The organism is Klebsiella sp. K47, from assembly GCF_051858335.1.
In the GTDB taxonomy this organism is placed as follows: Bacteria; Pseudomonadota; Gammaproteobacteria; order Enterobacterales; family Enterobacteriaceae; genus Klebsiella; species Klebsiella pneumoniae.
Genome location: NZ_JBPYUI010000011.1, coordinates 123,367 through 146,408, shown reverse-complemented (window position 1 = coordinate 146,408; position 23,042 = coordinate 123,367). Strand labels below are relative to the sequence as shown.

Sequence of the window (23,042 nt, the reverse complement as noted above, 5' to 3'; positions counted from 1 at the left end):
ATGGTCGTCACATTTATTGATAAACAGCATCAATGATTTTATTTCTACGCAAACGGTTTCGTCGGGGCGCAGGATTCACTATAATGACGCCCGTTTCCCCCCCTGGCTCACCCTGAAAGCTTCGAAGACGAGAGACTTATGATGGAAATTTTGCGTGGTTCACCTGCACTGTCGGCATTTCGTATTAATAAACTGCTGGCACGATTTCAGGCGGCCAACCTTCCGGTAAGCGCCATATATGCCGAATATATTCATTTTGCCGATCTGAACGCCCCGCTGAGCGCTGACGATCGCGAGCGCCTGGCGCGACTGCTTCAGTATGGCCCGAGCTTAAGCAGCCATACCCCGAACGGTAAATTACTGCTCGTGACCCCTCGCCCTGGCACCATCTCTCCCTGGTCTTCTAAAGCTACCGATATCGCTCACAACTGCGGTCTGGCGCAGGTTGTGCGTCTTGAGCGCGGCGTGGCGTATTACGTTGAAGCCTCAACCCTGACCGAAGCGCAGTGGGCCGCGGTGGCGGCGGAGCTGCACGACCGCATGATGGAGAGCGTCTTCGACGAGCTGGAAGCGGGCGAGAAGCTGTTTGCTCACCATCAGCCGACGCCGGTCACCAGCGTCGACCTGCTGGGCGAAGGGCGTCAGGCGCTGATTGACGCCAACCTCCGTCTGGGTCTGGCGCTGGCCGACGACGAAATTGACTACCTGCAGGATGCGTTTACCCGCCTGGGACGCAACCCGAACGATATCGAGCTGTATATGTTCGCCCAGGCGAACTCAGAGCACTGTCGCCACAAGATTTTCAACGCCGACTGGATCATCGACGGCGAACAGCAGCCGAAGTCGCTGTTCAAAATGATCAAAAACACCTTTGAAAAAACGCCGGACTACGTGCTGTCGGCCTATAAAGATAATGCCGCGGTGATGGAAGGGTCTGAAGTCGGGCGCTATTTCGCCGACCATCAGACCGGGCGCTACGACTTCCATCAGGAGCCGGCGCACATTCTGATGAAGGTGGAAACCCATAACCACCCGACGGCCATCTCTCCATGGCCGGGCGCGGCAACTGGCTCCGGCGGCGAAATCCGCGATGAAGGCGCCACCGGCCGCGGCGCGAAGCCGAAAGCGGGCCTGGTGGGCTTCTCGGTTTCCAACCTGCGTATCCCGGGCTTCGAACAGCCGTGGGAAGAAGATTTCGGTAAACCGGATCGTATTGTCACCGCCCTGGACATCATGACCGAAGGCCCGCTGGGCGGCGCGGCGTTTAACAACGAATTTGGTCGTCCGGCGCTGAACGGCTACTTCCGCACCTATGAAGAGAAAGTCACCAGCCACAATGGCGAAGAGCTGCGTGGCTACCACAAACCGATCATGCTGGCCGGCGGTATCGGCAACATCCGCGGTGAGCACGTGCAGAAGGGCGAGATTACCGTCGGCGCGAAGCTGATCGTGCTGGGCGGCCCGGCGATGAACATCGGCCTCGGCGGCGGCGCAGCGTCTTCTATGGCCTCCGGCCAGTCCGATGCCGATCTCGATTTCGCCTCCGTACAGCGTGACAACCCGGAAATGGAGCGCCGCTGTCAGGAAGTGATCGACCGCTGCTGGCAGTTGGGCGACGCCAACCCGATCCTCTTTATCCACGACGTTGGCGCCGGCGGTCTCTCCAACGCTATGCCGGAGCTGGTGAGCGACGGCGGCCGCGGCGGTAAATTCCAGCTGCGCGATATTCTCAGCGATGAGCCAGGGATGAGTCCGCTGGAGATCTGGTGTAACGAATCGCAGGAACGTTATGTTCTGGCGGTCGCCCCGGAGCAGCTGCCGCTGTTCGACGAACTGTGCCGCCGCGAGCGCGCGCCTTATGCCGTTATCGGCGAAGCCACCGCTGAGCAGCATCTGAGCCTGAGCGACAGCCACTTTAACGATCAGCCGATCGACCTGCCGCTGGACGTCCTGCTCGGCAAAACGCCGAAAATGACCCGCGACGTGCAGACTCTGAAAGCTCAGGGTAGTGCACTGGATCGCCAACCGATTACCCTTGCCGATGCGGTTAACCGCGTTCTGCATCTGCCGACGGTGGCCGAGAAAACCTTCCTCGTCACCATCGGCGACCGCACCGTGACCGGTATGGTCGCCCGCGACCAGATGGTTGGCCCGTGGCAGATCCCGGTGGCCAACTGCGCGGTGACCACCGCCAGCCTCGACAGCTACTATGGCGAAGCGATGGCGATGGGCGAGCGCGCCCCGGTCGCCCTGCTGGACTTCGCGGCCTCTGGCCGTCTGGCGGTCGGCGAAGCGCTGACCAACATCGCCGCCACGCAGATTGGCGAGCTGAACCGCGTGAAGCTGTCGGCTAACTGGATGGCCGCCGCCGGCCACCCGGGTGAAGACGCTGGCCTGTATGAGGCGGTGAAAGCGGTGGGCGAAGAGCTGTGCCCGGCGCTGGGCCTGACCATTCCGGTCGGTAAAGACTCGATGTCGATGAAAACCCGCTGGCAGGAAGGCAGCGAGCAGCGCGAGATGACCTCCCCGCTGTCGCTGGTCATCTCTGCCTTCGCCCGTGTCGAAGATGTCCGTCATACCGTCACGCCGCAGCTTTCGACGGAAGATAACGCCCTGCTGCTGATCGACCTCGGTAAAGGGCACAACGCGCTGGGCGCGACGGCGCTGGCGCAGGTCTATCGCCAGCTCGGCGACAAGCCGGCTGACGTGCGCGATGTCGCGCAACTGAAAGGCTTCTGGAATGCGATGCAGGCCCTGGTGGCGCAGCGTAAACTGCTGGCCTACCACGACCGCTCCGACGGCGGTCTGCTGGTCACGCTGGCGGAAATGGCCTTTACCGGCCACTGCGGCGTGGAAGCGGATATCGCCGCGCTGGGCGACGACCATCTGGCCGCGCTGTTCAACGAAGAGCTGGGGGCGGTGATTCAGGTCCGCGCCGCAGACCGTGAGGCGGTGGAAGCCATTCTGGCGGTTAACGGCCTGGCGGACTGCGTGCATTACCTCGGTAAAGCGGTTGAGGGCGATCGCTTCGTGCTGACCGCCGGCGGTCAGACGGTGTTCAGCGAAAGCCGCACCACGCTGCGCATGTGGTGGGCGGAAACCACCTGGCAGATGCAGCGTCTGCGCGACAACCCGGCCTGCGCCGATCAGGAGCATGAGGCGAAAGCCAATGATGCCGACCCGGGCCTCAATGTGAAGCTCTCGTTTGATATTAACGACGACGTCGCCGCCCCGTACATTGCCACCGGCGCGCGGCCGAAAGTGGCCGTCCTGCGCGAGCAGGGGGTGAACTCCCACGTTGAAATGGCGGCCGCCTTCCATCGTGCCGGCTTTGACGCCATCGACGTGCATATGAGCGACCTGCTGGCCGGCCGGACCGGTCTGGGCGATTTCCATGCCCTGGTAGCCTGCGGCGGCTTCTCCTACGGCGACGTGTTGGGCGCGGGCGAGGGCTGGGCGAAGTCGATTCTGTTCAACGAGCGCGTGCGCGATGAGTTCGCGACCTTCTTCCATCGTCCGCAGACGCTGGCGCTCGGCGTGTGCAACGGCTGTCAGATGATGTCCAACCTGCGCGAGCTGATCCCGGGCAGCGACCTGTGGCCGCGCTTTGTGCGCAACCAGTCTGACCGCTTTGAAGCGCGCTTTAGCCTGGTGGAAGTGACGCAAAGCCCATCCCTGCTGCTGGAAGGCATGGTTGGCTCACGGATGCCGATTGCGGTCTCCCACGGCGAAGGTCAGGTGGAAGTGCGCGACAGCGCGCATCTGGCTCAGCTTGAGAGCAAAGGTCTGGTGGCGCTGCGCTTCGTGGATAACTTCGGCAAAGTGACCGAAACCTATCCGGCGAACCCGAACGGTTCCCCGAACGGTATCACCGCGGTGACCAGCGAAAGCGGGCGCGCGACCATCATGATGCCGCACCCGGAACGCGTCTTCCGCACCGTAAGCAACTCCTGGCACCCGGAGAACTGGGGCGAGGATAGCCCGTGGATGCGTATCTTCCGTAACGCGCGTAAACAGCTGGGTTAATCTTCCCGCCGCGCTTCACGCGAACGTATCAGCCCCCTGCCTGACAGGGGGCTTTTTTTTATCTGTGATGGTCGGCACGCCAGGGTGTCGGGAATTGCCGACAACTGCGATATTGCAGTGTCGTCAATAGGCGACACTTAAGTTATTGATTTAAATGATGAGTAATCGGTAGCCTATTTGGTGTCGCTAAATAGCGACAATGCGGGTGAAAAATAAACAGTGGTAGTACGACTGTTCCTGCGGTTAAAGCCATATATATCAATATGTTAATAAAATGTTTTGAGAGCTGGCATAGTTCATGCATAATATTAACCAGTGGCTCATTCACCTTCTTATGTCAGCCCCTTCGGGACGCGCTACATAAACTTCGAATGACGCACAAACAGGTGCCTGCCGTCCAACTCCTGATAACAGCCTGGCTTTATCAGACATCGGGCGAAACGTCGAGTAAGGCACCGCCTCATTCCTGAACAAAGCCAGGCCTTGCGCCTGGCTTTGTTGTTTCTGCGGCGCAGTAACCAGCGGTAGCGCTTTTCTCCGGCGCGCTCCTCAGTTAGCATCGACCAGAGCTAATGATTGAGACAACATCCTTGAAGCGACTCTCTCTTTTCCCCCGTTCGCTGCGTCAGCTGGTGACGCTCTCTTTTGTGCTGATCCTGCTGCCATTGCTGGTGCTGGCCTGGCAGGCCTGGCAGAGCCTGAACGCCCTCAGCGCCCAGGCGGCGCATATTAACCGTACCACCCTGGTCGACGCCCGACGCAGCGAGGCGATGATCAATGCCGCACTGGAGATGGAGCGCAGCTATCGCCAGTACTGCGTGCTGGACGATCCGACGCTGGCGCGCGTCTATCAAAACCAGCGGCAGCGCTACAGCCAGATGCTGGACGCCCACGCCGGCGTGCTGCCGGACGAGAAGCTCTGGCAGGCGCTGCGTCAGGATGTCAGCGATCTGGCGCAGCTGCAGTGTAAAAATAGCGGACCCGATGCCCAGGCAGCCGCCAGACTGGAAGTTTTCGCCAGTAATAACAGCGATATGGTGCAGGCGACCCGGGCGGTCGTCTATTCTCGTGGCCAACAGCTGCAGCAGGAGATAGCCGAACGCGGCCAGTTTTTCGGCTGGCAGGCGCTGGTGCTGTTTCTGCTGAGCCTGGCGCTGGTGCTACTCTTCACCCGCATGATTATCGGCCCGGTGAAAGGCATCGAAAGAATGATCAATCAGCTGGGGGCAGGAAAGTCGCTGGACGACGCCGCATTGTTTACCGGCCCGCGCGAGCTGCGATCGGTGGGCAAGCGCATCATCTGGCTCAGCGAGCGCCTGGCGTGGCTGGAGTCGCAGCGGCATCAATTTCTTCGCCATCTGTCGCATGAGCTGAAAACCCCGTTGGCCAGTATGCGTGAAGGTACCGAGCTGTTGGCCGACCGGGTCGCGGGGCCCCTGACCCCTGAGCAGCAGGAGATTGTCGAGATCCTCGACAGCAGTAGCCGTAACCTGCAAAAGCTGATTGAACAGCTGCTGGACTATAACCGAAAACAGGCCGACGGCCCGGTGGCTCGCGAAGCGGTGGACCTGGTGGAACTGGTGGAAAACGTCGTGGCGGCGCACAGCCTGCCCGCGCGGGCTAAACTGATGCATACCGAACTGACGCTGCAGGCGCGGCGTTGCCTGGCAGAGCCTGCGCTATTGATAAGCGTAATGGATAATCTCTACTCCAATGCGGTGCACTATGGTGCTGAATCCGGTAACATCCGTATCCATAGCTACCGGCACGGAGATCAGGTGCGTATTGATGTCGCCAACAGCGGCGAACCGATCCCGGCCGCGGAAAAAAACATGATATTCGAGCCTTTTTACCAGGGGAGTCACCAGCGTAAAGGGGCCGTTAAGGGCAGTGGACTGGGGTTGAGTATCGCCCGCGACTGCGTCCGGCAGATGCAAGGGGAGCTCAGCTTAGTTGATGCGCCCGCCGGGCAGGTCTGTTTTCGCATTACGCTTCCCTCAGCGCCGGAATAATCCAACTTATGAATCGATATCGGGGAACTATGTCCCAATTCCTGGCCTGGCGCCGTTCCCTCAGCGGATGGCTGCTTTCAGGCATTGCTTGTCTGACGCTGGCGGGGTGTTCCGCCGGCTTTTCACCGCATACCGCGGAAGGTACCGCCGCCCCCGGGCAGGCGCAGCATCAGGTGGCCGATTTTGTCGCGGTAGACTGCGCGGATATCTGGGCGCACAGCAGCGATGCCAGCGACAAAAATCCCCTCTACTGGCTGCGGGGCATTGACTGTGCCGATCGCCTCGCGCCGGCGCAGGCGCGGGCGGAGGCGAAACGCCATACCGACGACAGCTGGCAGGACGCGTTTCGTCGCGGCATCCTGCTTGCTGATGCTAAAATTACCCCTGAGGAGCGCCGCGACCTGGTGGCGCGTCTCGATACCTTCAGCCCGCAAATCGCCGTTCAGGTCCGCCCGCTGTATCAGCTCTGGCGCGACGGTCAGACCCGTCAGCTGCAGCTGGTGGAAGAGCGTGCCCGTTACGCTAAGCTTCAGCAGTCCAGCGATAGCGAACTGGAGACACTGCGGCAGCAGGAGCTGGCGCTGCGCGAGCAGCTGGAGCTGACCACCCGCAAGCTGGAGAACCTGACGGATATCGAACGCCAGCTCTCCAGCCGCAAGCCGGGCGGCAATTTCGGCAGCGAAAAAGTGCCGGAGGTGATCCATGACGATCCGTAAACCGGCGCGTTTACTGCTGGTGGATGACGATCCGGGACTGTTGAAGCTACTGGGCATGCGCCTGATCAGCGAAGGCTACAGCGTGGTCACCGCCGAGAGCGGGCCGGAAGCGCTGCGCGTGCTGGGGCGTGAGAAAGTGGATCTGGTGATTAGCGATCTGCGGATGGATGAAATGGACGGCCTGCAGCTGTTTAGCGAGATCCAGAAGGGCCACCCCGGCATGCCGGTGATCATTCTCACCGCTCACGGTTCGATTCCCGACGCCGTGGCGGCTACCCAGCAGGGGGTGTTCAGCTTCCTGACCAAGCCGGTCGATAAAGATGCCTTATATAAAGCCATTGATGAGGCGCTGGAGCAGCGCTCGCCGGCCACCGACGAAGCCTGGCGCCAGGCGATTGTAACCCGCAGCCCGCTGATGCTGCGCCTGCTTGAGCAGGCCGGGATGGTGGCGCAATCGGATGTCAGCGTACTGATTAATGGCCAGAGCGGGACCGGGAAGGAGATCGTCGCCCAGGCGATCCACAACGCCAGCCCGCGTCATGATAAGCCGTTCGTGGCGATCAACTGCGGCGCGCTGCCGGAACAGCTGCTCGAATCCGAACTGTTTGGCCATGCGCGGGGCGCTTTTACCGGCGCGGTCAGTAACCGTGAAGGATTATTCCAGGCCGCTGAGGGTGGTACGCTGTTTCTCGACGAGATCGGCGATATGCCTGTCGCCCTGCAGGTGAAGCTGCTGCGCGTCCTGCAGGAGCGCAAGGTGCGCCCGCTGGGCAGCAACCGCGATATCGAAATCAACGTGCGGATTATCTCCGCCACCCACCGCGACCTGCCGAAGGCGATGGCCCGCGGCGAGTTTCGTGAAGACCTGTTCTACCGCCTCAACGTAGTGAACCTGAAAATACCGCCGCTCTCCGAACGCACGGAAGATATTCCGCTGTTGGCCAACCATCTGCTGCGTCAGTCCGCCGATCGCCATAAGCCGTTCGTGCGGGCATTTTCCAGCGATGCGATGAAGCGGCTGATGGCCGCCAAATGGCCGGGCAACGTGCGCCAGCTGGTGAACGTGATCGAGCAGTGCGTGGCCCTGACTTCGTCGCCAGTGATCGGCGACGCGCTGGTTGAGCAAGCGCTGGAGGGCGAGAACACGGCGCTGCCGACCTTCGTGGAGGCGCGCAATCAGTTTGAGCTGAACTACCTGCGCAAGCTGCTGCAAATTACCAAGGGCAACGTCACTCACGCCGCGCGGATGGCAGGGCGCAACCGCACCGAATTCTATAAGCTGCTGTCGCGCCATAAGCTCGACGCCAACGACTTTAAAGAGTAGCTCCGCACTATAGCGCAAGTTATGATACGGTAAGCAACCGGTTACGCGATTAAGACAGGAACCCCATGAAAAAGATTGATGCGATTATTAAACCTTTCAAACTGGATGACGTGCGTGAAGCGCTGGCCGAAGTCGGCATCACCGGGATGACGGTAACGGAAGTGAAAGGCTTTGGCCGCCAGAAAGGGCACACCGAACTGTACCGTGGTGCCGAGTATATGGTCGATTTTCTGCCGAAAGTAAAAATTGAAATTGTGGTGACCGACGATATCGTCGATACCTGTGTGGATACCATCATCCGTACCGCACAGACCGGTAAAATCGGCGACGGTAAAATCTTTGTCTTCGACGTGGCGCGGGTCATTCGTATTCGTACCGGCGAAGAAGACGACGCGGCGATTTAACGCTCGCCGCTCGCTGCAGTATTGCCGGGTGGCGCTGCGCTTACCCGGCCTACAGATCCCCGCGTCGTCGGGGCTTACAGCACCTTATGCGGGCCGAAGCATTCGTAATGAATGTTTTCTTTGTTGACCCCTAATTCGACCAGCTGCTTCGCTGCAAACTGCATAAACGCTACCGGGCCGCAGAGATAATACTGCATCTGCGGGTCGCGAATATTGTCCGCCACTGCTGCTAAATCCATCAAACCTTCGCTATCAAAACGTCCAGCCTGACGGTCGGCCTCAGTCGGGGTGCGATACCAGACGTGAGAGGTAAACGCCGGCAGCGCCGCGCCGAGCGCCTTCACTTCATCGGCAAAGGCGTGAACGTCGCCATTTTCCGCCGCATGGAACCAGTTCACCTGACCCTGATGACCGCTCTTCGCCAGCGCATCCAGCATCGCCAGCATCGGCGTTTGCCCGACGCCGCCAGAGAGCAGGGTGACCGGCGTCTGTGGCTTAACGTTAAGGAAGAAATCTCCCGCCGGGGCGGCCAGATAGACCACATCGCCTTCGCTGGCATGGTTATGCAGCCAGCTGGAAACCTGACCGCCTTCCTCGCGTTTAACCGCAATGCGGTAGCCTTTGCCGTCCGCTTTGCGGGTCAGGGAATACTGGCGGATTTCCTGATATTCGAAGCCTTCCGGTTTCAGCCAGATGGCCAGGTACTGGCCAGGCTGGTAATCGGCGACCGGCTGGCCATCAACCGGTTCGAGCTCAAAGCTGGTGATAAGCTGGCTGCGCGGGGTTTTCTTCACGATGCGAAACGCGCGGGTCCCTTCCCAGCCGCCGGTTTTACTGGCGTTTTGCTGATAGATCTCGGCTTCACGGCCGATAAAGACGTTCGCCAGCACGCCGTAGGCTTTACCCCAGGCATCGAGCACTTCCTGGCCCGGACTGAACATTTCATCGAGGGTCGCCAGCAGATGGCTGCCAACAATATTGTACTGCTCCGGTTTGATCTGGAAGCTGGTGTGTTTCTGGGCGATCTTTTCCACCGCCGGCAGCAGGGCAGGCAGGTTATCGATATTGCTGGCGTAGGCGGCAATAGCGTTGAATAACGCTTCACGCTGATCGCCGTTGCGCTGGTTGCTCATGTTGAAGATCTCTTTGAGCTCCGGATTATGCGCGAACATACGATCGTAGAAATGGGCGGTTAATTTCGGGCCGGTCTCTACCAGCAGGGGAATGGTGGCTTTTACCGTGGCGATGGTTTGAGCGTCAAGCATAGCGTGCTTCCTTATGTGTTATCTTAATGATGCATTTTAAATGCATCTTAAAGAAATAACCCTGCGTTGTAAATGGTTCTTTAACACATTCCCCCGATCCAGTTACAACATGAAGAATTTGCATCACAAACCTGAAAAGAAATCCGTTGATACTGAGAGAGGCGTTATTGCTCAAAGCCTTGTGTCATGCGGAGCCAATCGTTTGCGTAAAATCCTTTGTCAAGACCTGTTATCACAGAATGATTCGGTTATACTGTGGGCCGTTGTCCAATCGGACCGCCTTTTTAGGCCGAAATTTTATTGTTAGCTGAGTCAGGAGATGCGGATGTTAAAGCGTGAAATGAACATTGCCGATTATGATGCCGAACTGTGGCAGGCTATGGAGCAGGAAAAAGTACGTCAGGAAGAGCACATCGAACTGATCGCCTCCGAAAACTACACCAGTCCGCGCGTTATGCAGGCGCAGGGCTCTCAGCTGACCAACAAATATGCTGAAGGGTATCCGGGCAAGCGTTACTACGGCGGCTGTGAATACGTCGACGTGGTTGAACAGCTGGCAATCGACCGCGCGAAAGAACTGTTCGGCGCTGACTATGCTAACGTCCAGCCGCACTCCGGCTCCCAGGCTAACTTTGCCGTCTACACCGCGCTGCTGCAGCCGGGCGACACCGTGCTCGGTATGAACCTGGCGCAGGGCGGCCACCTGACTCACGGCTCTCCGGTTAACTTCTCCGGCAAACTGTACAACATCATCCCTTACGGTATCGATGAGTCCGGTAAAATTGACTATGACGACATGGCGAAGCAGGCTCAGGAACACAAACCGAAGATGATCATCGGTGGTTTCTCCGCTTACTCCGGTATCGTTGACTGGGCGAAAATGCGTGAAATCGCTGACAGCATCGGCGCTTACCTGTTCGTCGATATGGCGCATGTGGCAGGCCTGATTGCCGCTGGCGTGTACCCGAACCCGGTTCCGCATGCTCACGTTGTGACCACCACCACCCACAAAACCCTGGCGGGTCCGCGCGGCGGCCTGATTCTGGCGAAAGGCGGTAGCGAAGAGCTGTACAAAAAACTGAACTCTGCCGTGTTCCCAAGCGCGCAGGGCGGCCCGCTGATGCACGTTATCGCGGCGAAAGCGGTGGCGCTGAAAGAAGCGATGGAGCCAGAGTTTAAAGTTTACCAGCAGCAGGTTGCGAAAAACGCTAAAGCGATGGTGGAAGTGTTCCTGAACCGCGGCTACAAAGTGGTGTCTGGCGGTACTGAGAACCACCTGTTCCTGCTGGACCTGGTGGATAAAAACCTGACCGGTAAAGAAGCTGACGCTGCCCTGGGCCGCGCCAACATCACCGTCAACAAAAACAGCGTGCCGAACGATCCGAAGAGCCCGTTCGTAACCTCCGGTATCCGTATCGGTTCTCCGGCAGTGACTCGCCGCGGCTTTAAAGAAGCGGAAGTCAAAGAGCTGGCTGGCTGGATGTGTGACGTGCTGGACAATATCAATGACGACGCGGTCATTGAGCGCGTGAAAGGTAAAGTGCTGGATATCTGCGCCCGCTTCCCGGTATATGCGTAAGCGTTAGCGTTGACATCAAAAAGGCCGCGTATGCGGCCTTTTTTGCGTCTGGAGATTAGCGGCGGTCGAGGGAGATCGCCCCGGGGCCGGTTACCGCCAGCAGCAGGAAAGCGCCGGCGATGCTGACGTTTTTCCAGAAGTTAATCATGTTCGGCAATACCGCATCGCCAGTCATATCCCAGTAGTGATGGCCAATCACCGCCGTGCCCAGGGTGTAGAAAATAAAGATGACCGCCAGCGGGCGGGTGAAAAAGCCGAGCACAATCAGAATCGCGGCAGGCACTTCCATAATGACGGCGATAATCGCCGCCAGGGTCGGCATCGGCGCGCCGGAGGCGGCCATGTACTGCACCGTACCGTCAAAGCCCAGCAGTTTGGGGTAGCCAAAAAGAATAAACAGAATCACCACGGCGATGCGGGCGATAAGCAGCAACAGAGAGCGGGAAGCGCCAAAATCAAAATAGCGGAGTGAGTTCATAATCAGCTCGTTATGAGAGACGTGTGATTTAAACGTAATACACAAATTTGCGCTCCGCCACGTTCGTTTATGACTAAACCAGCGTCTGCAATTGCTCCTCAACGTACAGATAACCTATCCCCATCAGCTGCTGGGCGCGCGTCAGCTGGCCAAAGCCTATTTGGGTGGCGTGCGCTCGCGGCGTATCCCGGTGGTCAAAGGGGTTAAAACCCGTTTGTTTGACGATACTTTCCAGCCACTGCTCACCGAAGGCGCAGCTGCGCCCGTAAAGCCAGATTTGATTAATATTTAATATATTCAGGAAATTATAGAGGCTTAAGCCAATCGCGTTGGCAGCGTTATCAACCCATGCGCGAATTTGCACATCTCCCTCTTTCCAGGCCTCAATGAGCGACGCCGTGGTTAACTGCTCAGGGGAGAGCGTTGCTTCAGGCTGCGTTTTGAGCCACATTCGGGCCTGTTTTTTCAGCGCGCTGAGAGAGGCGACGGTTTCGAGGCAACCGTATCTTCCGCAGTCGCAGGCGTTGCCGTCAGGATTGACAATCGTATGCCCAATCTGCCCGCTGCCGTACAGACTGCCGCGATAAATATGATCGTTAATCACAAATGACGAGCCGATACCGTAGTCGACGTTGATCACGCAAAAATCCTGCTGTGTACCCTGATGCTGCCACTTCTCCGCCAGCGCCAGCATCACGCAGTCGTTATCCACCCGAACCTGCACGCCAAGCCGCTCCTCAAGCAGATACTTTATTTCGATCGGTGTTTTCCAGCGTGCCTGGGGCATGGTTTGTGAAACGCCGGTAATCGGATCAACCTGTCCATGCACGCCAAGGGCGAGATTGATGCTGTGCTGCGGGTAGCGGCGGTGGATATGCCGCCAGCATTCAACGATGGCCTCAAGCAGGGCCTGAGGAGTGGGCGCGTTGACCGGCAAATGCTGATGGCCATCCACTGCCAGCAGGCGGGCGTCGGCAAGCTGATATTCAATGCTGGTCGGGGTGATATTCATGCACAGTGTCCAGGCGCCGTGCTCGGGGATCTGGTAGCTGCCGCTGTTCACGCCCCGTTTGCTCAAGTGTTCCGTTGAGTGACCGATCAATCCCTCGCTAAGCAGCTCGGCCAGAATATTGCTCACCGCCGGAATGGAGAGACCGGTGAGTTGAGAGAGCTGTGATTTACTGAGCTGCTTTTCCCGCCACAGATGGGAAAGAAAAATCGACTTATTGGCCTGCCGGACCCGGGCGTTATTAAAGCCAGTACGCTGCATACACTTAACTCCCTTAACTATATTGCGTGAGCATTGCGCATTTTAACAGCGAATTGGCGATATAGACTCCTGTTATTGCAACTTTTACTTCGTTTTGTTTAGTGGAGGCATCATGTACGGTTCGGTTAAGGTCTGGCAGGAAATCATTTCATTACCAACGTGGACAACGGGAGCGGAAGATCCGAACCCTATGTTTCTGGAAAAACGTGTTTATCAAGGATCTTCCGGCAGCGTCTATCCCTACGGCGTGATTGATACCCTGACCGGCGAACGCGAAATGCGCGATTATCAGGCAGTGTGGATGGAGAATGATTTCCTTCGGGTCATGCTGCTACCGGAGCTTGGCGGCCGTATTCACCGGGCATATGACAAAGTCAAACAACGTGATTTCGTCTATTACAATGAGGTGGTTAAGCCAGCCCTGGTAGGGCTGCTCGGGCCCTGGATCTCCGGCGGAATCGAATTTAACTGGCCGCAACATCACCGGCCGACGACCTTTAAGCCGGTCGATTTTTCTATTCAGCAGGGAGAAAACGGCGCGCAGACCGTATGGATGGGGGAAGCGGAGCCCATGCGCGGTTTGCAGGTTATGGCCGGGTTTACGCTCTATCCTGACCGCGCGCTGATTGAAATCACTGGCAAGATCTTCAATGGTAACGCCACGCCGCGTCATTTCCTGTGGTGGGCCAACCCTGCAGTAAAAGGCGGCGATGCCCACCAGAGTGTATTCCCACCCGATGTCACCGCTGTATTCGACCATGGTAAGCGTGATGTTTCCGCTTTCCCGATTGCCACCGGTACCTACTACAAAGTGGACTATTCTGCGGGGGTTGATATCTCCCGTTATAAAAACGTCCCGGTACCCACTTCGTATATGGCGGAGAAGTCGGATTACGATTTTGTCGGCGCTTATCATCATGACGAGCGAGGCGGGTTACTGCATGTTGCCGATCACCATGTCTCTCCTGGCAAGAAACAGTGGAGCTGGGGGTACGGGGATTTTGGCCAGGCCTGGGATCGAAATCTGACCGATGAAAATGGCCCTTATATTGAGCTGATGACCGGCGTCTTCACCGATAACCAGCCTGACTTTACGTGGCTTGCGCCTTATGAAGAGAAGGTGTTTGTACAAAATTTCCTTCCCTACAGCGAGTTAGGGATGGTGCAAAATGCCAATACACAGCTGGCACTGAAGCTGGTTCGCGAGTCTGGGCAACTGCTGCTTGGCGTATATGCCATTGCTCCGCTAAATCATATCGTGGTTGAACTCAGCGCTGACCATCAGCCATTGTACGAAACTCAGCTGACGCTGAAGCCCGGTGAGAGCTGGCAGCAGACGCTGCCGGAAAATAGCGTCGGGCGCTTAACCCTCAAAGTGAAAACCGCCGAGAACCAGCCGCTGCTGGATTATCAGGAACATATTACCCAACAGACGCCGCTGCCCGAACCAGCTATAGCGCCCGCGTTACCGGAAGCGATCCACAATGGCGACGAGCTCTATTTTATCGGCCAGCACCTTGAACAATACAACCACGCAAGCCGCTACGCCGGGGATTACTATCGTCGGGCGGTTGAGCTCGATCCGCAGGATTATCGCAATAATGTTGCCCTCGGTACCCTGGCGTTCAACAGTGCCGACTGGGCGCTGGCGGAACAGTGTGCCCGTGCTGCGCTACAGCGCGCGCATCGTTTGAATAAGAACCCGCGAGATGGCGAAGCCAGTATGCTGCTTGCCAGCGTGCTGGAAAGGATGGGGGATGATGCAGGCGCCTGGGATCACTATTACAAAGCCTCCTGGAGCGGTAACTGCCGTGACGCCGCCTGGTGGTCGCTGGCGCGGCTGGCGATGAAGCGCGGTGATGTTGCCGATGCGCTGGAAAAAGTAAACACCAGTCTGCGGTTCAACGCCAGCAATCCTCTGGCGATGGGGTTGAAAGCGCTGGCATTAGCCAACAGTGGGCAGAAGAAAGCAGCGCTAGAGTTTATTTTCGCCTCTCTTGAGCAATACCCATTGAGCTATCCGCTGCACTGCGCGCGCTGGATGATTGAGCGGAGCGACGACGCGCGAGAAACCCTGCTGCGCATCACGGGGCGCAGAGGGGTCAACGCCAGCCTGCTGGCGGGTTGGCTGCTCTCTATCGGACAGACGTCGGCGGTGAAAGAGGTTCTTGCGGTTCTGGACAGTCAGGAAGCGCTGCCGATGCTCTGGCGTGCGTCGCTAAGTGATGATGCCAATGAACGCCAACAGTTTATTGCCGCCGCCGAGCACTGCCATGCGCACAATGTTCGTTTCCCTAACTCGCTCGATGAAGTTCAGATGCTGCAGTCGCTGGGCGACAGCGCTTTTGCCCGCTATCTACTCGGTTGCTTCTGGTACAGCAAACGTCGCTATGACGAGGCGGTGAGCTGCTGGCGCGAGACGCTCGAAAAATCTCCCGATTATGCGCCCGCTCATCGTCTGCTGGGCGTTTACTCCTGGAATAAACAGCAGGATGCAACGCAGGCGCTGGCTTATCTGCAGCGCGCCGTAGCGCTGGAGCCGGACAATGCGCGCTTCCTGTTTGAACTCGATTTTTTGCAAAAATTACTGGCCAGGCCGGTACATGAGCGACTGACGACGCTGGTGGAACGTAAAGCCGTGGTGCTGAAGCGGGACGACCTGACCGCTGAGCTGCTAAGCCTGTGGAACGCGTCCGGTCATTATGCCGATGCCGCCGCGATTCTGGATACGCGCGTATTCCATCCCTGGGAAGGAGGAGAAGGGAAAATCACCGGCCAGTATTTGCTCAATCAGCTCCATCGGGCATTACAGTTCATCGAGCGTGGGGCGTTTAAACAGGCCACGGACTGTCTGAAAGCCGCATTACGCTATCCCGACAATCTGGGGGAGGGGCGACTGCCTGGGCAAACGGATAACGATATCTGGTATTTGCTGGGCTACTGCGCAGAACAGGCTGGGGATGCGCAGCAGGCGGCGGAATATTACCAGCTTGCCCGGCAAGGGGGCTCAACGCTGGACGCCGGGCGGTACTACAACGATCAACCCGCCGATTACCTTTTCTGGCAGGGCATTGCGCTGCGTAAGAGCGGTAACCCAGCGCAGGCCGAGCAGCACTTCCGCCATTTTATCGACTGGGCCGCGCAGTATCGGGATGACGTTCCGCAAGTCGATTTTTTTGCCGTCTCTCTTCCGGACCTGGTGGTTCTCGATGTATCAGCGCAGCAGAGACATCAGCAGCACTGCTTGTTTATTGAAGCGTTGGGCCATCTGGGGCTGGGCAACGTATCCGCCTGCCAGCAGAGGATGCAGCAGCTTCTGCAAATAAATCCGGCTCATGATAAGGCGCATCTGATTCGCCATGCCCTGCAAAGCGGCATTTTTTCCTGAACCTCAATGGGCGGGCTCGGCCCGCCTGAACCCTACTGTTCCCTGCGTTTCCCTTATAGAGGAATCATTATGAACAACGCGCAGACACATCTCAAAATGGGCTACGTCTGGACGATTTGTCTGGTCGCCGCCTGCGGTGGTTTACTGTTTGGCTATGACTGGGTGGTGATTGGCGGCGCTAAGCCATTTTATGAAGCCTGGTTTTCAATTACGGACCCGGCGCAGTCCGGCTGGGCGATGAGCTCAGCGCTGTTGGGCTGTATTTTCGGCGCATTAATTTCGGGATGGTGCGCAGACAAACTGGGGCGCAAGCTGCCATTAATTCTTTCCGCTGTGCTGTTCAGCGCGTCGGCCTGGGGGACGGCGGTCGCCAGTCATTTCGATATGTTTGTGGTTTACCGCATTGTGGGCGGCGTAGGGATTGGTCTGGCTTCCGCTCTCAGCCCGCTTTACATTGCCGAAGTCAGTCCGGCAGAGAAAAGAGGGCGTTTTGTCGCGGTCAATCAGCTCACCATCGTGATTGGCGTACTGGCCGCTCAGTTAATCAATCTGATGATTGCTGAACCGGTGGAGCCGGGGGCGACGCAGCAGATGATTGTGGACAGCTGGAATGGGCAGATGGGCTGGCGCTGGATGTTCGGTGCGGAACTGGTGCCGGCGCTGGCGTTTCTGGTCCTGATGTTTTTTGTCCCCGAGTCGCCGCGCTGGCTCATGAAGGCCGGTAAACCGGAGCGCGCCCGGCCTGCGCTGGAACGCATTGGTTCTGCCGACTATGCCGACAGGATCCTGCGTGAAATCGCGCATACCCTGGAAAAGGATAACAATAAAGTCTCCTATGGCGCGCTGTTGGCTCCCCAGGTGAAACCGATTGTGATCATTGGCATGGTGCTCGCCATATTCCAGCAGTGGTGTGGGATTAACGTCATCTTTAACTACGCGCAGGAGATTTTTGCCTCGGCGGGGTTCGATATTAACAGCACGCTGAAATCGATCGTCGCGACGGGCGTCGTTAATCTGGTCTTTACCATTGCGGCGCTGCCGCTGGTGGATAAAATCGGTCGCCGTAAATTAATGCTGCTTGGCGCTTCGGGATTGACGCTGATCTATGTGCTGATCGCCGGCGCTTACGCCATGGGCATTATGGGGTGGCCGGTACTGTTGCTGGTGCTGGCGGCGATTGCTATTTATGCGTTGACCCTGGCGCCGGTGACCTGGGTGCTGCTGGCGGAGATTTTTCCCAACCGCGTACGTGGACTCGCGATGTCTTTAGGTACCCTGGCGCTGTGGATCGCCTGTTTCCTGTTAACCTATACTTTCCCGCTGCTTAATGCCGGTCTGGGCGCGGCAGGAAGCTTCCTGCTGTATGGTGTCATTTGCGCTGCCGGCTACCTCTATATCCTGCGCAACGTCCCGGAAACGAAAGGTATCACCCTCGAAGCGCTGGAAGAGCAGCTGGCGCAGCGTCATACGGGCGTGAATGCGGCGAAGCAGGAGCAGATGCGCTAATGGCGGAAGAGTGGATTCTGGAGAACGCGCATCTGCGGATGTGCGTCTCTTCTCTGGGCGGCAAAGTGCAAAGTTTATTCTCGCGGCAATATCAAGCGCCGGTGCTATATGAAAATCCCGCCGGCGGCATGTTTCCGATGCTGCCATTGGCCAATCGCGTCGCCGGCAACCGTTTTATTTTTCATGGGCAGGAGATTGTCCTGCCTCGCCACCATGCCGACGAGTATTTCTTTCTTCACGGTGACGGCTGGTTACAGCGCTGGGATATTATTGAGTGCGGCGCCGAGTATTGTGTATTACAGCTGCGTCGGCAGCATGCCTGCGGTTTCGATTATCTGGCGCAGCTCCGCTACCAGTTGCTGCGTAACCAGCTGATAGCGGAGCTAACGCTTACCCATTATGGGGAGGTCCCTGCGCTTTACGGCTGCGGCTTTCATCCCTTTTTCCCTTTCGATGAACGCAGCAAGGTCCAGTTCCAGGTCAGCGGTTACTGGCCGGAAGGGGAGAATCACTTACCTCTCAACTGGCAAGGAAACTTGCCCGACTATGCCAATTTCAGCGTGGCTCAGTTCGGTGAAGATCGTTGGCTGAACGTGGGTTATTCCGGCTGGGGCGGGCGGGCGAGGGTAAGCAATGACGTGATGAATATCACAATTCTATCGCAAACTCCGTGGTTGATGCTGTTCAGAATGCAAGGTGAATCATTCCTTTGCCTCGAGCCGCAAAGCCATCCGGTAAACGCCCACAACATGGACGGGCAGCCGGGGCTGCGAGTTTTAGGCGCGGGAGAGAAGCTCAATTTTTCGCTGAAAATCATCATCGAGGGGGCATAAATAACGAGCTATCAGCAGACAAGAGCATCTTGCGCCCGCCGGGGTTTATCGCCAGACTATCGCCACCATTCGGGAGGAAATCATGGTCTTGCACTCCACGCGCTGGCTGGCGCTCAGTTATTTCACCTACTTTTTTAGCTACGGTATTTTTCTGCCCTTCTGGAGCGTCTGGCTGGCCGGAAACGGGCTGACTCCGGAAACCATCGGCATTTTGCTTGGCGCCGGTCTGGTGGCCCGTTTTCTCGGCAGTCTGCTGATTGCCCCGCGGGTGAGCGATCCCTCCCGGCTGATCGCCGCGCTGCGCGTGCTGGCGCTGTTAACCTTGCTCTTCGCGCTGGCCTTCTGGGCCGGCAGCCACGTAGCATGGCTGCTGGCGATCATCATCGGCTTCAACCTGTTCTTTTCGCCGCTGGTGCCGCTGACGGATGCTCTGGCCAACACCTGGCAAAAGCAGATCACCATGGACTATGGCCGGGTGCGGCTATGGGGCTCTATTGCCTTTGTGATTGGTTCGGCGCTGACCGGCAAGCTGGTGAGCCTGTTCGATTACCGGGCGATCCTGCTGATGCTAAGCCTGGGGGTCGCCTCGATGCTGCTCGGCATGCTGCTTAAGCCGTCGGTGATGCCCCAGGGGGAGTCGCGCCAGCAGCAGGGGGCCGGAATGGCGGCCTGGCTGACGCTGGTGCGCCAAAGCTGGCGCTTTCTCGCCTGCGTTTGTCTGCTGCAGGGAGCGCATGCTGCCTACTATGGCTTTAGCGCCATCTACTGGCAGCAGGCCGGCTATTCCGCCTCGGCGGTAGGTTATCTGTGGTCGTTAGGCGTGGTGGCGGAAGTGGTGATCTTCGCGTTGAGTAAAAAGGTGTTCCGCCGCTTCAGCGCCCGCGACCTGCTGTTGCTCTCCGCCGTCTGCGGGCTGATTCGCTGGGGACTGATGGGCTGGACCACGGCGCTGCCGGGACTCATCCTTGCGCAGATCCTTCACTGTGGCACCTTCACGGTGTGTCATCTGGCGGCGATGCGCTATATCGCCGCCCGTCAGGGTAGCGAAGTGATCCGTCTGCAGGCCGTCTACTCCGCGGTGGCGATGGGCGGCAGTATTGCCATCATGACCGTCTTCGCCGGTTTCCTCTATCAGCACCTGCACCAGGGCGTATTCTGGGTGATGGCCCTGCTGACGCTCCCGGCGATGGCTATACGGCCAAAAGCGGTGGCGGCCTAGTCCTCGAGCATGGCGCAGATATGCTGCTGCTGGCGTTCAGTGAAGTAGTTCTCCGCGTGGATAAGCGGCGGCGAAAACAGCGGCAGCGCCGTCGCATAGGGGGTGACGATAAGCGTCACCCCTTTGGGCGCACCTTCCTTCTGAAAGCGCTCTACGCTCTGGTATTTGATATTCAGCGGCAGCAGCGTTAGTTCGCGCAGCTGTTGTTCCAGGGCCTCTTCAATAGCTGGGTTGTCATCGGTTAGCAACAGCACCTGTTTCTCGTGCAGGTCGCTTTTCTGCATCAGCCAGGCGCCAAAGATCACCGCGATTAAACCGGTCTCTTCCTCATTAAAACGGATGTGCCAGGCCTCCTCGAATTCGCTCAATGCCGCCTGGGTGGTACGCAGTAAGCGAGGGTAGAGCCGGGTCACTTCCTCTGTGAGCGTGCTGTCGATGCCGATAGCAAACACGCTGCGGATCAACGCCTGCGACAAATGAATATAGAGTTGATCGCTGAGCCCCTGCTCATCACTGAACGCTCTGCCAGCGAGGATCTGAAAGCGGTGGATCAGGCCGGAGATAGCCAGCCGCAGGCGGCGATCGTGCGGGTGACCGTCGCGGACCGGGTCGGGGGTTTTGAGCAACATAAACAGCAGCGAGAGGAAAAAAGGTTCTCCGACATGGGGCGGAGCGCCGACCCGACGCTGCCAGTGGCGGACAATCTCCTGCGCCAGGGTGAACTCGGCGGCGGTTTGAGCCCAGCGTTGCTGTTCCTCATTGAAGTCCGGAGAGTATCCCCGGTGATGTTCGAGCAGACAGTACTGCAGGTACAAGCGCAGAAACTGCACGTCGCGGCAGTCAAACTGGCGATTGAGCGCCCGCGCGCAGCGGTTCACCAGCGCCTGCAGATTGGTATCATCGTATAAGGTGCGGGCAATGCCTTCCTGTTTAAGCTGCGTTTTCAGCGCCGGGGTAAAATGATGATTAACGAACTGTGGGCAGAGGCGCAGCCCCCGCCGCAGCGCATGCAGCAGACATAAACGTTGGTCGAGCGCGGCGCCTTCAATCCGATAGCTGCCGTCCACCTGTGACTGGAGGGTCAAACGGTGGTAACGCTGAATTTCGCGTCCGGTCTCCTCAATATCCTGCCGGGCCGTGGTCTCATCAACGAGGTTGATCCTGCCAAGCCGTTCAGTCGTCACCGACTGTCCGGGCAGATAAAACATCAGGAGCACCTGGCTACGGCGCTGTGGACTGGAAAGCGCAGATGGTGGTTCAATGACGGTCATCATCTGGTAAGTTCCAGTTAGGGTTTCCGCTAAGGATAGACAATGACCGCGGCGTGGGCAGGGAAGAGCGTCCGCTTTTACTCAGGATTGCTGGCGAAGTTCACAGAATTTTTCACGTGAGGAACAGATGAACAGAGTGAAACAATGCACAAGCGCGGCGTTTTTCATGGTTTTATCATGGTCGGCCGCTGCGCATCCGCATAGCTTCATCAGCCTGCAAAGCGAGCCGGTGGTCAAGGATGGTCTGCTGAGCGCCTTTAAAATGCGCTGGACGATGGATGAAATTACCTCATCGGATCTGCTCTATGATGCCGGAAACGCCAAACCGGGCAGCGAAGTCTGGAAAAAGCTGGCGGCGGAGGTGATGGCCAACGTGCTCGGTCAGCACTATTTCAGCGAGCTGTGGCATAACGGTCAGCGGGTTAAATTTGACAATCGTCCCGACGGTTACGGCCTCGAACGTGACGGACTGCAGGCGGTACTCACCTTTACTCTGCCGCTGGCGACGCCGCAACCCGTTGCCGGGCAGACGTTTACCTTTTCCACCTTCGACCCGACCTACTACGTCGATATGTTTTATGACAAGGATAGCGATTTTTCCCTGCCCGCAGGGCTGCGGGCCGCCTGTAAGGCAACGGTGATGACGCCAAAACCGAACGACAAAATGCTCTCATACGCCCAGTCGCTGGATAAAGCGGATGCGCCGCCGGAGGATATGGCGCTGGGAAGCTATTTTGCCCAGAAGGTGACCCTGACATGTCAGTAATTTTTACTCCGCGTGCGCGATCTTCGCGCTGGAAAGCGCTGTGGCCGCTGGCGCTGTTGCTGGCGGTGAGCATCATCGGCGGCATCTGGCTGTGGCGGGCGTGGCCGCAGGTGCTGATGCAGAGCGCAGTCTGGCAGCGTTCGCTAAACCTGGAACTCAGCCGCCTGCTGCAGGCGGTGGCGGAGAACCCGGCGGCGGCAGGGCTGTCGCTGCTGGGGTTTAGCTTCGTTTACGGGGTGCTTCATGCCTTAGGGCCCGGACACGGTAAAATTGTCATTACGACCTGGCTTGCCACCCATCCCGCGCAGCTGAAATCAAGCATTGGCCTGACGCTGGCCGCCTCTTTATTACAGGGGCTGGTGGCCATCGCGCTGGTGGTCGTGGTGCTGGCGCTGCTGCAGCTGCCGGCGCGCCAGCTGCACCTCAGCAGTTTCTGGCTGGAGAAGGGGAGCTATTTGCTGGTGGGTGCGTTAGGGCTGCTGCTGTGCTGGCGGGCGTTAAAAAAGCTGCGTCTGCTGCTGCGCCGGCCAACGTTTACCGCTTTTACCCCGCATCATGTTCATAACGAACACTGCGGCTGCGGGCATCAGCATCTCCCGGCCCCGGAGCAGCTGCAGGCCGGCGACGACTGGCGGGCTCGCGCCGCGATTGTCCTGTCGATGGGCATGCGTCCCTGCTCGGGGGCGATCATGGTTCTGCTGTTCAGCAAGGTAATCGGCGTTTTTGGCTGGGGGATGGCGGCGGCGCTGGCGATGGCGGCGGGAACCTCGTTGACTATCACGGCGCTGGCGCTGTTGGTGCATGGGTTCCGCCAACTGGCGATCCGCCTCAGTCGCCATCAGGCGCCAGCGTTATGGAAGCAGGTTAGTTGGGCGACGCTGGCGCTGGCCGGCGGCGTCATATTGCTGGCGGCGGCAGGGGTGATGTGGCTCAGCGCCGTCCCTGCCGGCGGTGGGATCCGTCCGTTTTAGACAGACGCCGGGCG

Annotated in this window: 16 protein-coding genes; 12 read left to right on the top strand and 4 right to left on the bottom strand. The window is 58.3% G+C overall.

Annotation, left to right across the window (positions count from 1 at the left end; genetic code table 11):
- Positions 1-138: 138 nt before the first annotated feature.
- The 5 genes from purL (at position 139) to glnB (ending at position 8,482) form a co-directional block, all read left to right on the top strand.
- The gene (gene purL / locus RRF55_RS13155; protein ID WP_048332258.1) at positions 139-4,026 is read left to right on the top strand and encodes a phosphoribosylformylglycinamidine synthase; all 3,888 of its coding nucleotides are present in this window, start codon (positions 139-141) and stop codon (positions 4,024-4,026) included.
- Positions 4,027-4,616: 590 nt separating this feature from the next.
- Entirely contained in the window at positions 4,617-6,038 is a 1,422-nt protein-coding gene (locus RRF55_RS13150) for a sensor histidine kinase (protein ID WP_004888415.1), read from the top strand.
- Positions 6,039-6,067: 29 nt separating this feature from the next.
- Positions 6,068-6,754 (top strand): two-component system QseEF-associated lipoprotein QseG, encoded by a 687-nt coding sequence (gene qseG, locus RRF55_RS13145; protein WP_002914033.1) that lies wholly within the window; start codon positions 6,068-6,070, stop codon positions 6,752-6,754.
- Positions 6,741-8,078 (top strand): two-component system response regulator GlrR, encoded by a 1,338-nt coding sequence (glrR, locus tag RRF55_RS13140; protein WP_064153656.1) that lies wholly within the window; start codon positions 6,741-6,743, stop codon positions 8,076-8,078. The genes qseG and glrR overlap by 14 nt, the downstream gene beginning before the upstream one ends.
- 65 nt (positions 8,079-8,143) lie before the next feature.
- Positions 8,144-8,482 (top strand): nitrogen regulatory protein P-II, encoded by a 339-nt coding sequence (glnB, locus tag RRF55_RS13135; RefSeq protein WP_002914032.1) that lies wholly within the window; start codon positions 8,144-8,146, stop codon positions 8,480-8,482.
- Between the two features lie 74 nt (positions 8,483-8,556).
- On the opposite strand, the gene hmpA is transcribed toward glnB, so the two are convergent.
- Entirely contained in the window at positions 8,557-9,747 is a 1,191-nt protein-coding gene (gene hmpA / locus RRF55_RS13130; protein ID WP_023313485.1) for an NO-inducible flavohemoprotein, read from the bottom strand.
- Between the two features lie 325 nt (positions 9,748-10,072).
- Here hmpA and glyA point away from each other — a divergent pair, with 325 nt between their 5' ends.
- A complete protein-coding gene (gene glyA / locus RRF55_RS13125) occupies positions 10,073-11,326 on the top strand; it encodes a serine hydroxymethyltransferase (RefSeq protein ID WP_002914027.1) in 1,254 nt (417 codons plus the stop codon).
- Between the two features lie 55 nt (positions 11,327-11,381).
- Here glyA and RRF55_RS13120 read toward each other — a convergent pair whose 3' ends face one another.
- Together RRF55_RS13120 and RRF55_RS13115 are read right to left on the bottom strand one after the other, a co-directional pair.
- Complete coding sequence (locus RRF55_RS13120) at positions 11,382-11,804, bottom strand: DoxX family protein (protein ID WP_020801883.1); 423 nt, start codon at positions 11,802-11,804, stop codon at positions 11,382-11,384.
- A 73-nt stretch (positions 11,805-11,877) separates the two neighbouring features.
- The gene (locus tag RRF55_RS13115) at positions 11,878-13,074 is read right to left on the bottom strand and encodes an ROK family transcriptional regulator (RefSeq protein WP_025367968.1); all 1,197 of its coding nucleotides are present in this window, start codon (positions 13,072-13,074) and stop codon (positions 11,878-11,880) included.
- Positions 13,075-13,186: 112 nt separating this feature from the next.
- On the opposite strand from RRF55_RS13115, the gene RRF55_RS13110 reads away from it, so the two are divergent.
- The 4 genes from RRF55_RS13110 to RRF55_RS13095 all read left to right on the top strand — a co-directional run bounded on the left by RRF55_RS13110 (position 13,187) and on the right by RRF55_RS13095 (position 20,020).
- Complete coding sequence (locus RRF55_RS13110) at positions 13,187-16,462, top strand: DUF5107 domain-containing protein (RefSeq protein WP_064153655.1); 3,276 nt, start codon at positions 13,187-13,189, stop codon at positions 16,460-16,462.
- Positions 16,463-16,531: 69 nt separating this feature from the next.
- Positions 16,532-17,968, top strand: coding sequence for a sugar porter family MFS transporter (locus RRF55_RS13105; RefSeq protein WP_439419135.1), 1,437 nt, complete (start codon positions 16,532-16,534; stop codon positions 17,966-17,968).
- The gene (locus RRF55_RS13100; protein ID WP_009485449.1) at positions 17,968-18,801 is read left to right on the top strand and encodes an aldose 1-epimerase; all 834 of its coding nucleotides are present in this window, start codon (positions 17,968-17,970) and stop codon (positions 18,799-18,801) included. The genes RRF55_RS13105 and RRF55_RS13100 overlap by 1 nt, the downstream gene beginning before the upstream one ends.
- Positions 18,802-18,883: 82 nt before the next feature.
- A complete protein-coding gene (locus RRF55_RS13095) occupies positions 18,884-20,020 on the top strand; it encodes a 3-phenylpropionate MFS transporter (RefSeq protein WP_004149349.1) in 1,137 nt (378 codons plus the stop codon).
- Here RRF55_RS13095 and csiE read toward each other — a convergent pair.
- Positions 20,017-21,294 carry a stationary phase inducible protein CsiE gene (gene csiE, locus RRF55_RS13090; protein WP_002914002.1) on the bottom strand — a complete coding sequence of 426 codons (1,278 nt, stop codon included), beginning with the start codon at positions 21,292-21,294 and terminating at the stop codon, positions 20,017-20,019. The genes RRF55_RS13095 and csiE overlap by 4 nt on opposite strands.
- A gap of 124 nt (positions 21,295-21,418) precedes the next feature.
- Here csiE and RRF55_RS13085 point away from each other — a divergent pair, with 124 nt between their 5' ends.
- Both RRF55_RS13085 and RRF55_RS13080 read left to right on the top strand, forming a co-directional pair.
- Positions 21,419-22,057 (top strand): DUF1007 family protein, encoded by a 639-nt coding sequence (locus tag RRF55_RS13085; RefSeq protein WP_004185124.1) that lies wholly within the window; start codon positions 21,419-21,421, stop codon positions 22,055-22,057.
- Positions 22,048-23,028: a nickel/cobalt transporter gene (locus RRF55_RS13080; RefSeq protein WP_064153654.1), complete on the top strand. Its 981-nt coding sequence runs from the start codon at positions 22,048-22,050 to the stop codon at positions 23,026-23,028. Before RRF55_RS13085 ends, RRF55_RS13080 begins: the two co-directional genes overlap by 10 nt.
- Positions 23,029-23,042: the final 14 nt, after the last annotated feature.

Coding starts and splice junctions, on each gene's coding strand:
- purL (WP_048332258.1), top strand. CDS start 139: ATGATGGAAATTTTGCGTGGTTCACCTGCACTGTCGGCATTTCGTATT.
- qseG (WP_002914033.1), top strand. CDS start 6,068: ATGTCCCAATTCCTGGCCTGGCGCCGTTCCCTCAGCGGATGGCTGCTT.
- glrR (WP_064153656.1), top strand. CDS start 6,741: ATGACGATCCGTAAACCGGCGCGTTTACTGCTGGTGGATGACGATCCG.
- glnB (WP_002914032.1), top strand. CDS start 8,144: ATGAAAAAGATTGATGCGATTATTAAACCTTTCAAACTGGATGACGTG.
- hmpA (WP_023313485.1), bottom strand. CDS start 9,747: ATGCTTGACGCTCAAACCATCGCCACGGTAAAAGCCACCATTCCCCTG.
- glyA (WP_002914027.1), top strand. CDS start 10,073: ATGTTAAAGCGTGAAATGAACATTGCCGATTATGATGCCGAACTGTGG.
- RRF55_RS13120 (WP_020801883.1), bottom strand. CDS start 11,804: ATGAACTCACTCCGCTATTTTGATTTTGGCGCTTCCCGCTCTCTGTTG.
- RRF55_RS13115 (WP_025367968.1), bottom strand. CDS start 13,074: ATGCAGCGTACTGGCTTTAATAACGCCCGGGTCCGGCAGGCCAATAAG.
- RRF55_RS13110 (WP_064153655.1), top strand. CDS start 13,187: ATGTACGGTTCGGTTAAGGTCTGGCAGGAAATCATTTCATTACCAACG.
- RRF55_RS13105 (WP_439419135.1), top strand. CDS start 16,532: ATGAACAACGCGCAGACACATCTCAAAATGGGCTACGTCTGGACGATT.
- RRF55_RS13100 (WP_009485449.1), top strand. CDS start 17,968: ATGGCGGAAGAGTGGATTCTGGAGAACGCGCATCTGCGGATGTGCGTC.
- RRF55_RS13095 (WP_004149349.1), top strand. CDS start 18,884: ATGGTCTTGCACTCCACGCGCTGGCTGGCGCTCAGTTATTTCACCTAC.
- csiE (WP_002914002.1), bottom strand. CDS start 21,294: ATGATGACCGTCATTGAACCACCATCTGCGCTTTCCAGTCCACAGCGC.
- RRF55_RS13085 (WP_004185124.1), top strand. CDS start 21,419: ATGAACAGAGTGAAACAATGCACAAGCGCGGCGTTTTTCATGGTTTTA.
- RRF55_RS13080 (WP_064153654.1), top strand. CDS start 22,048: ATGTCAGTAATTTTTACTCCGCGTGCGCGATCTTCGCGCTGGAAAGCG.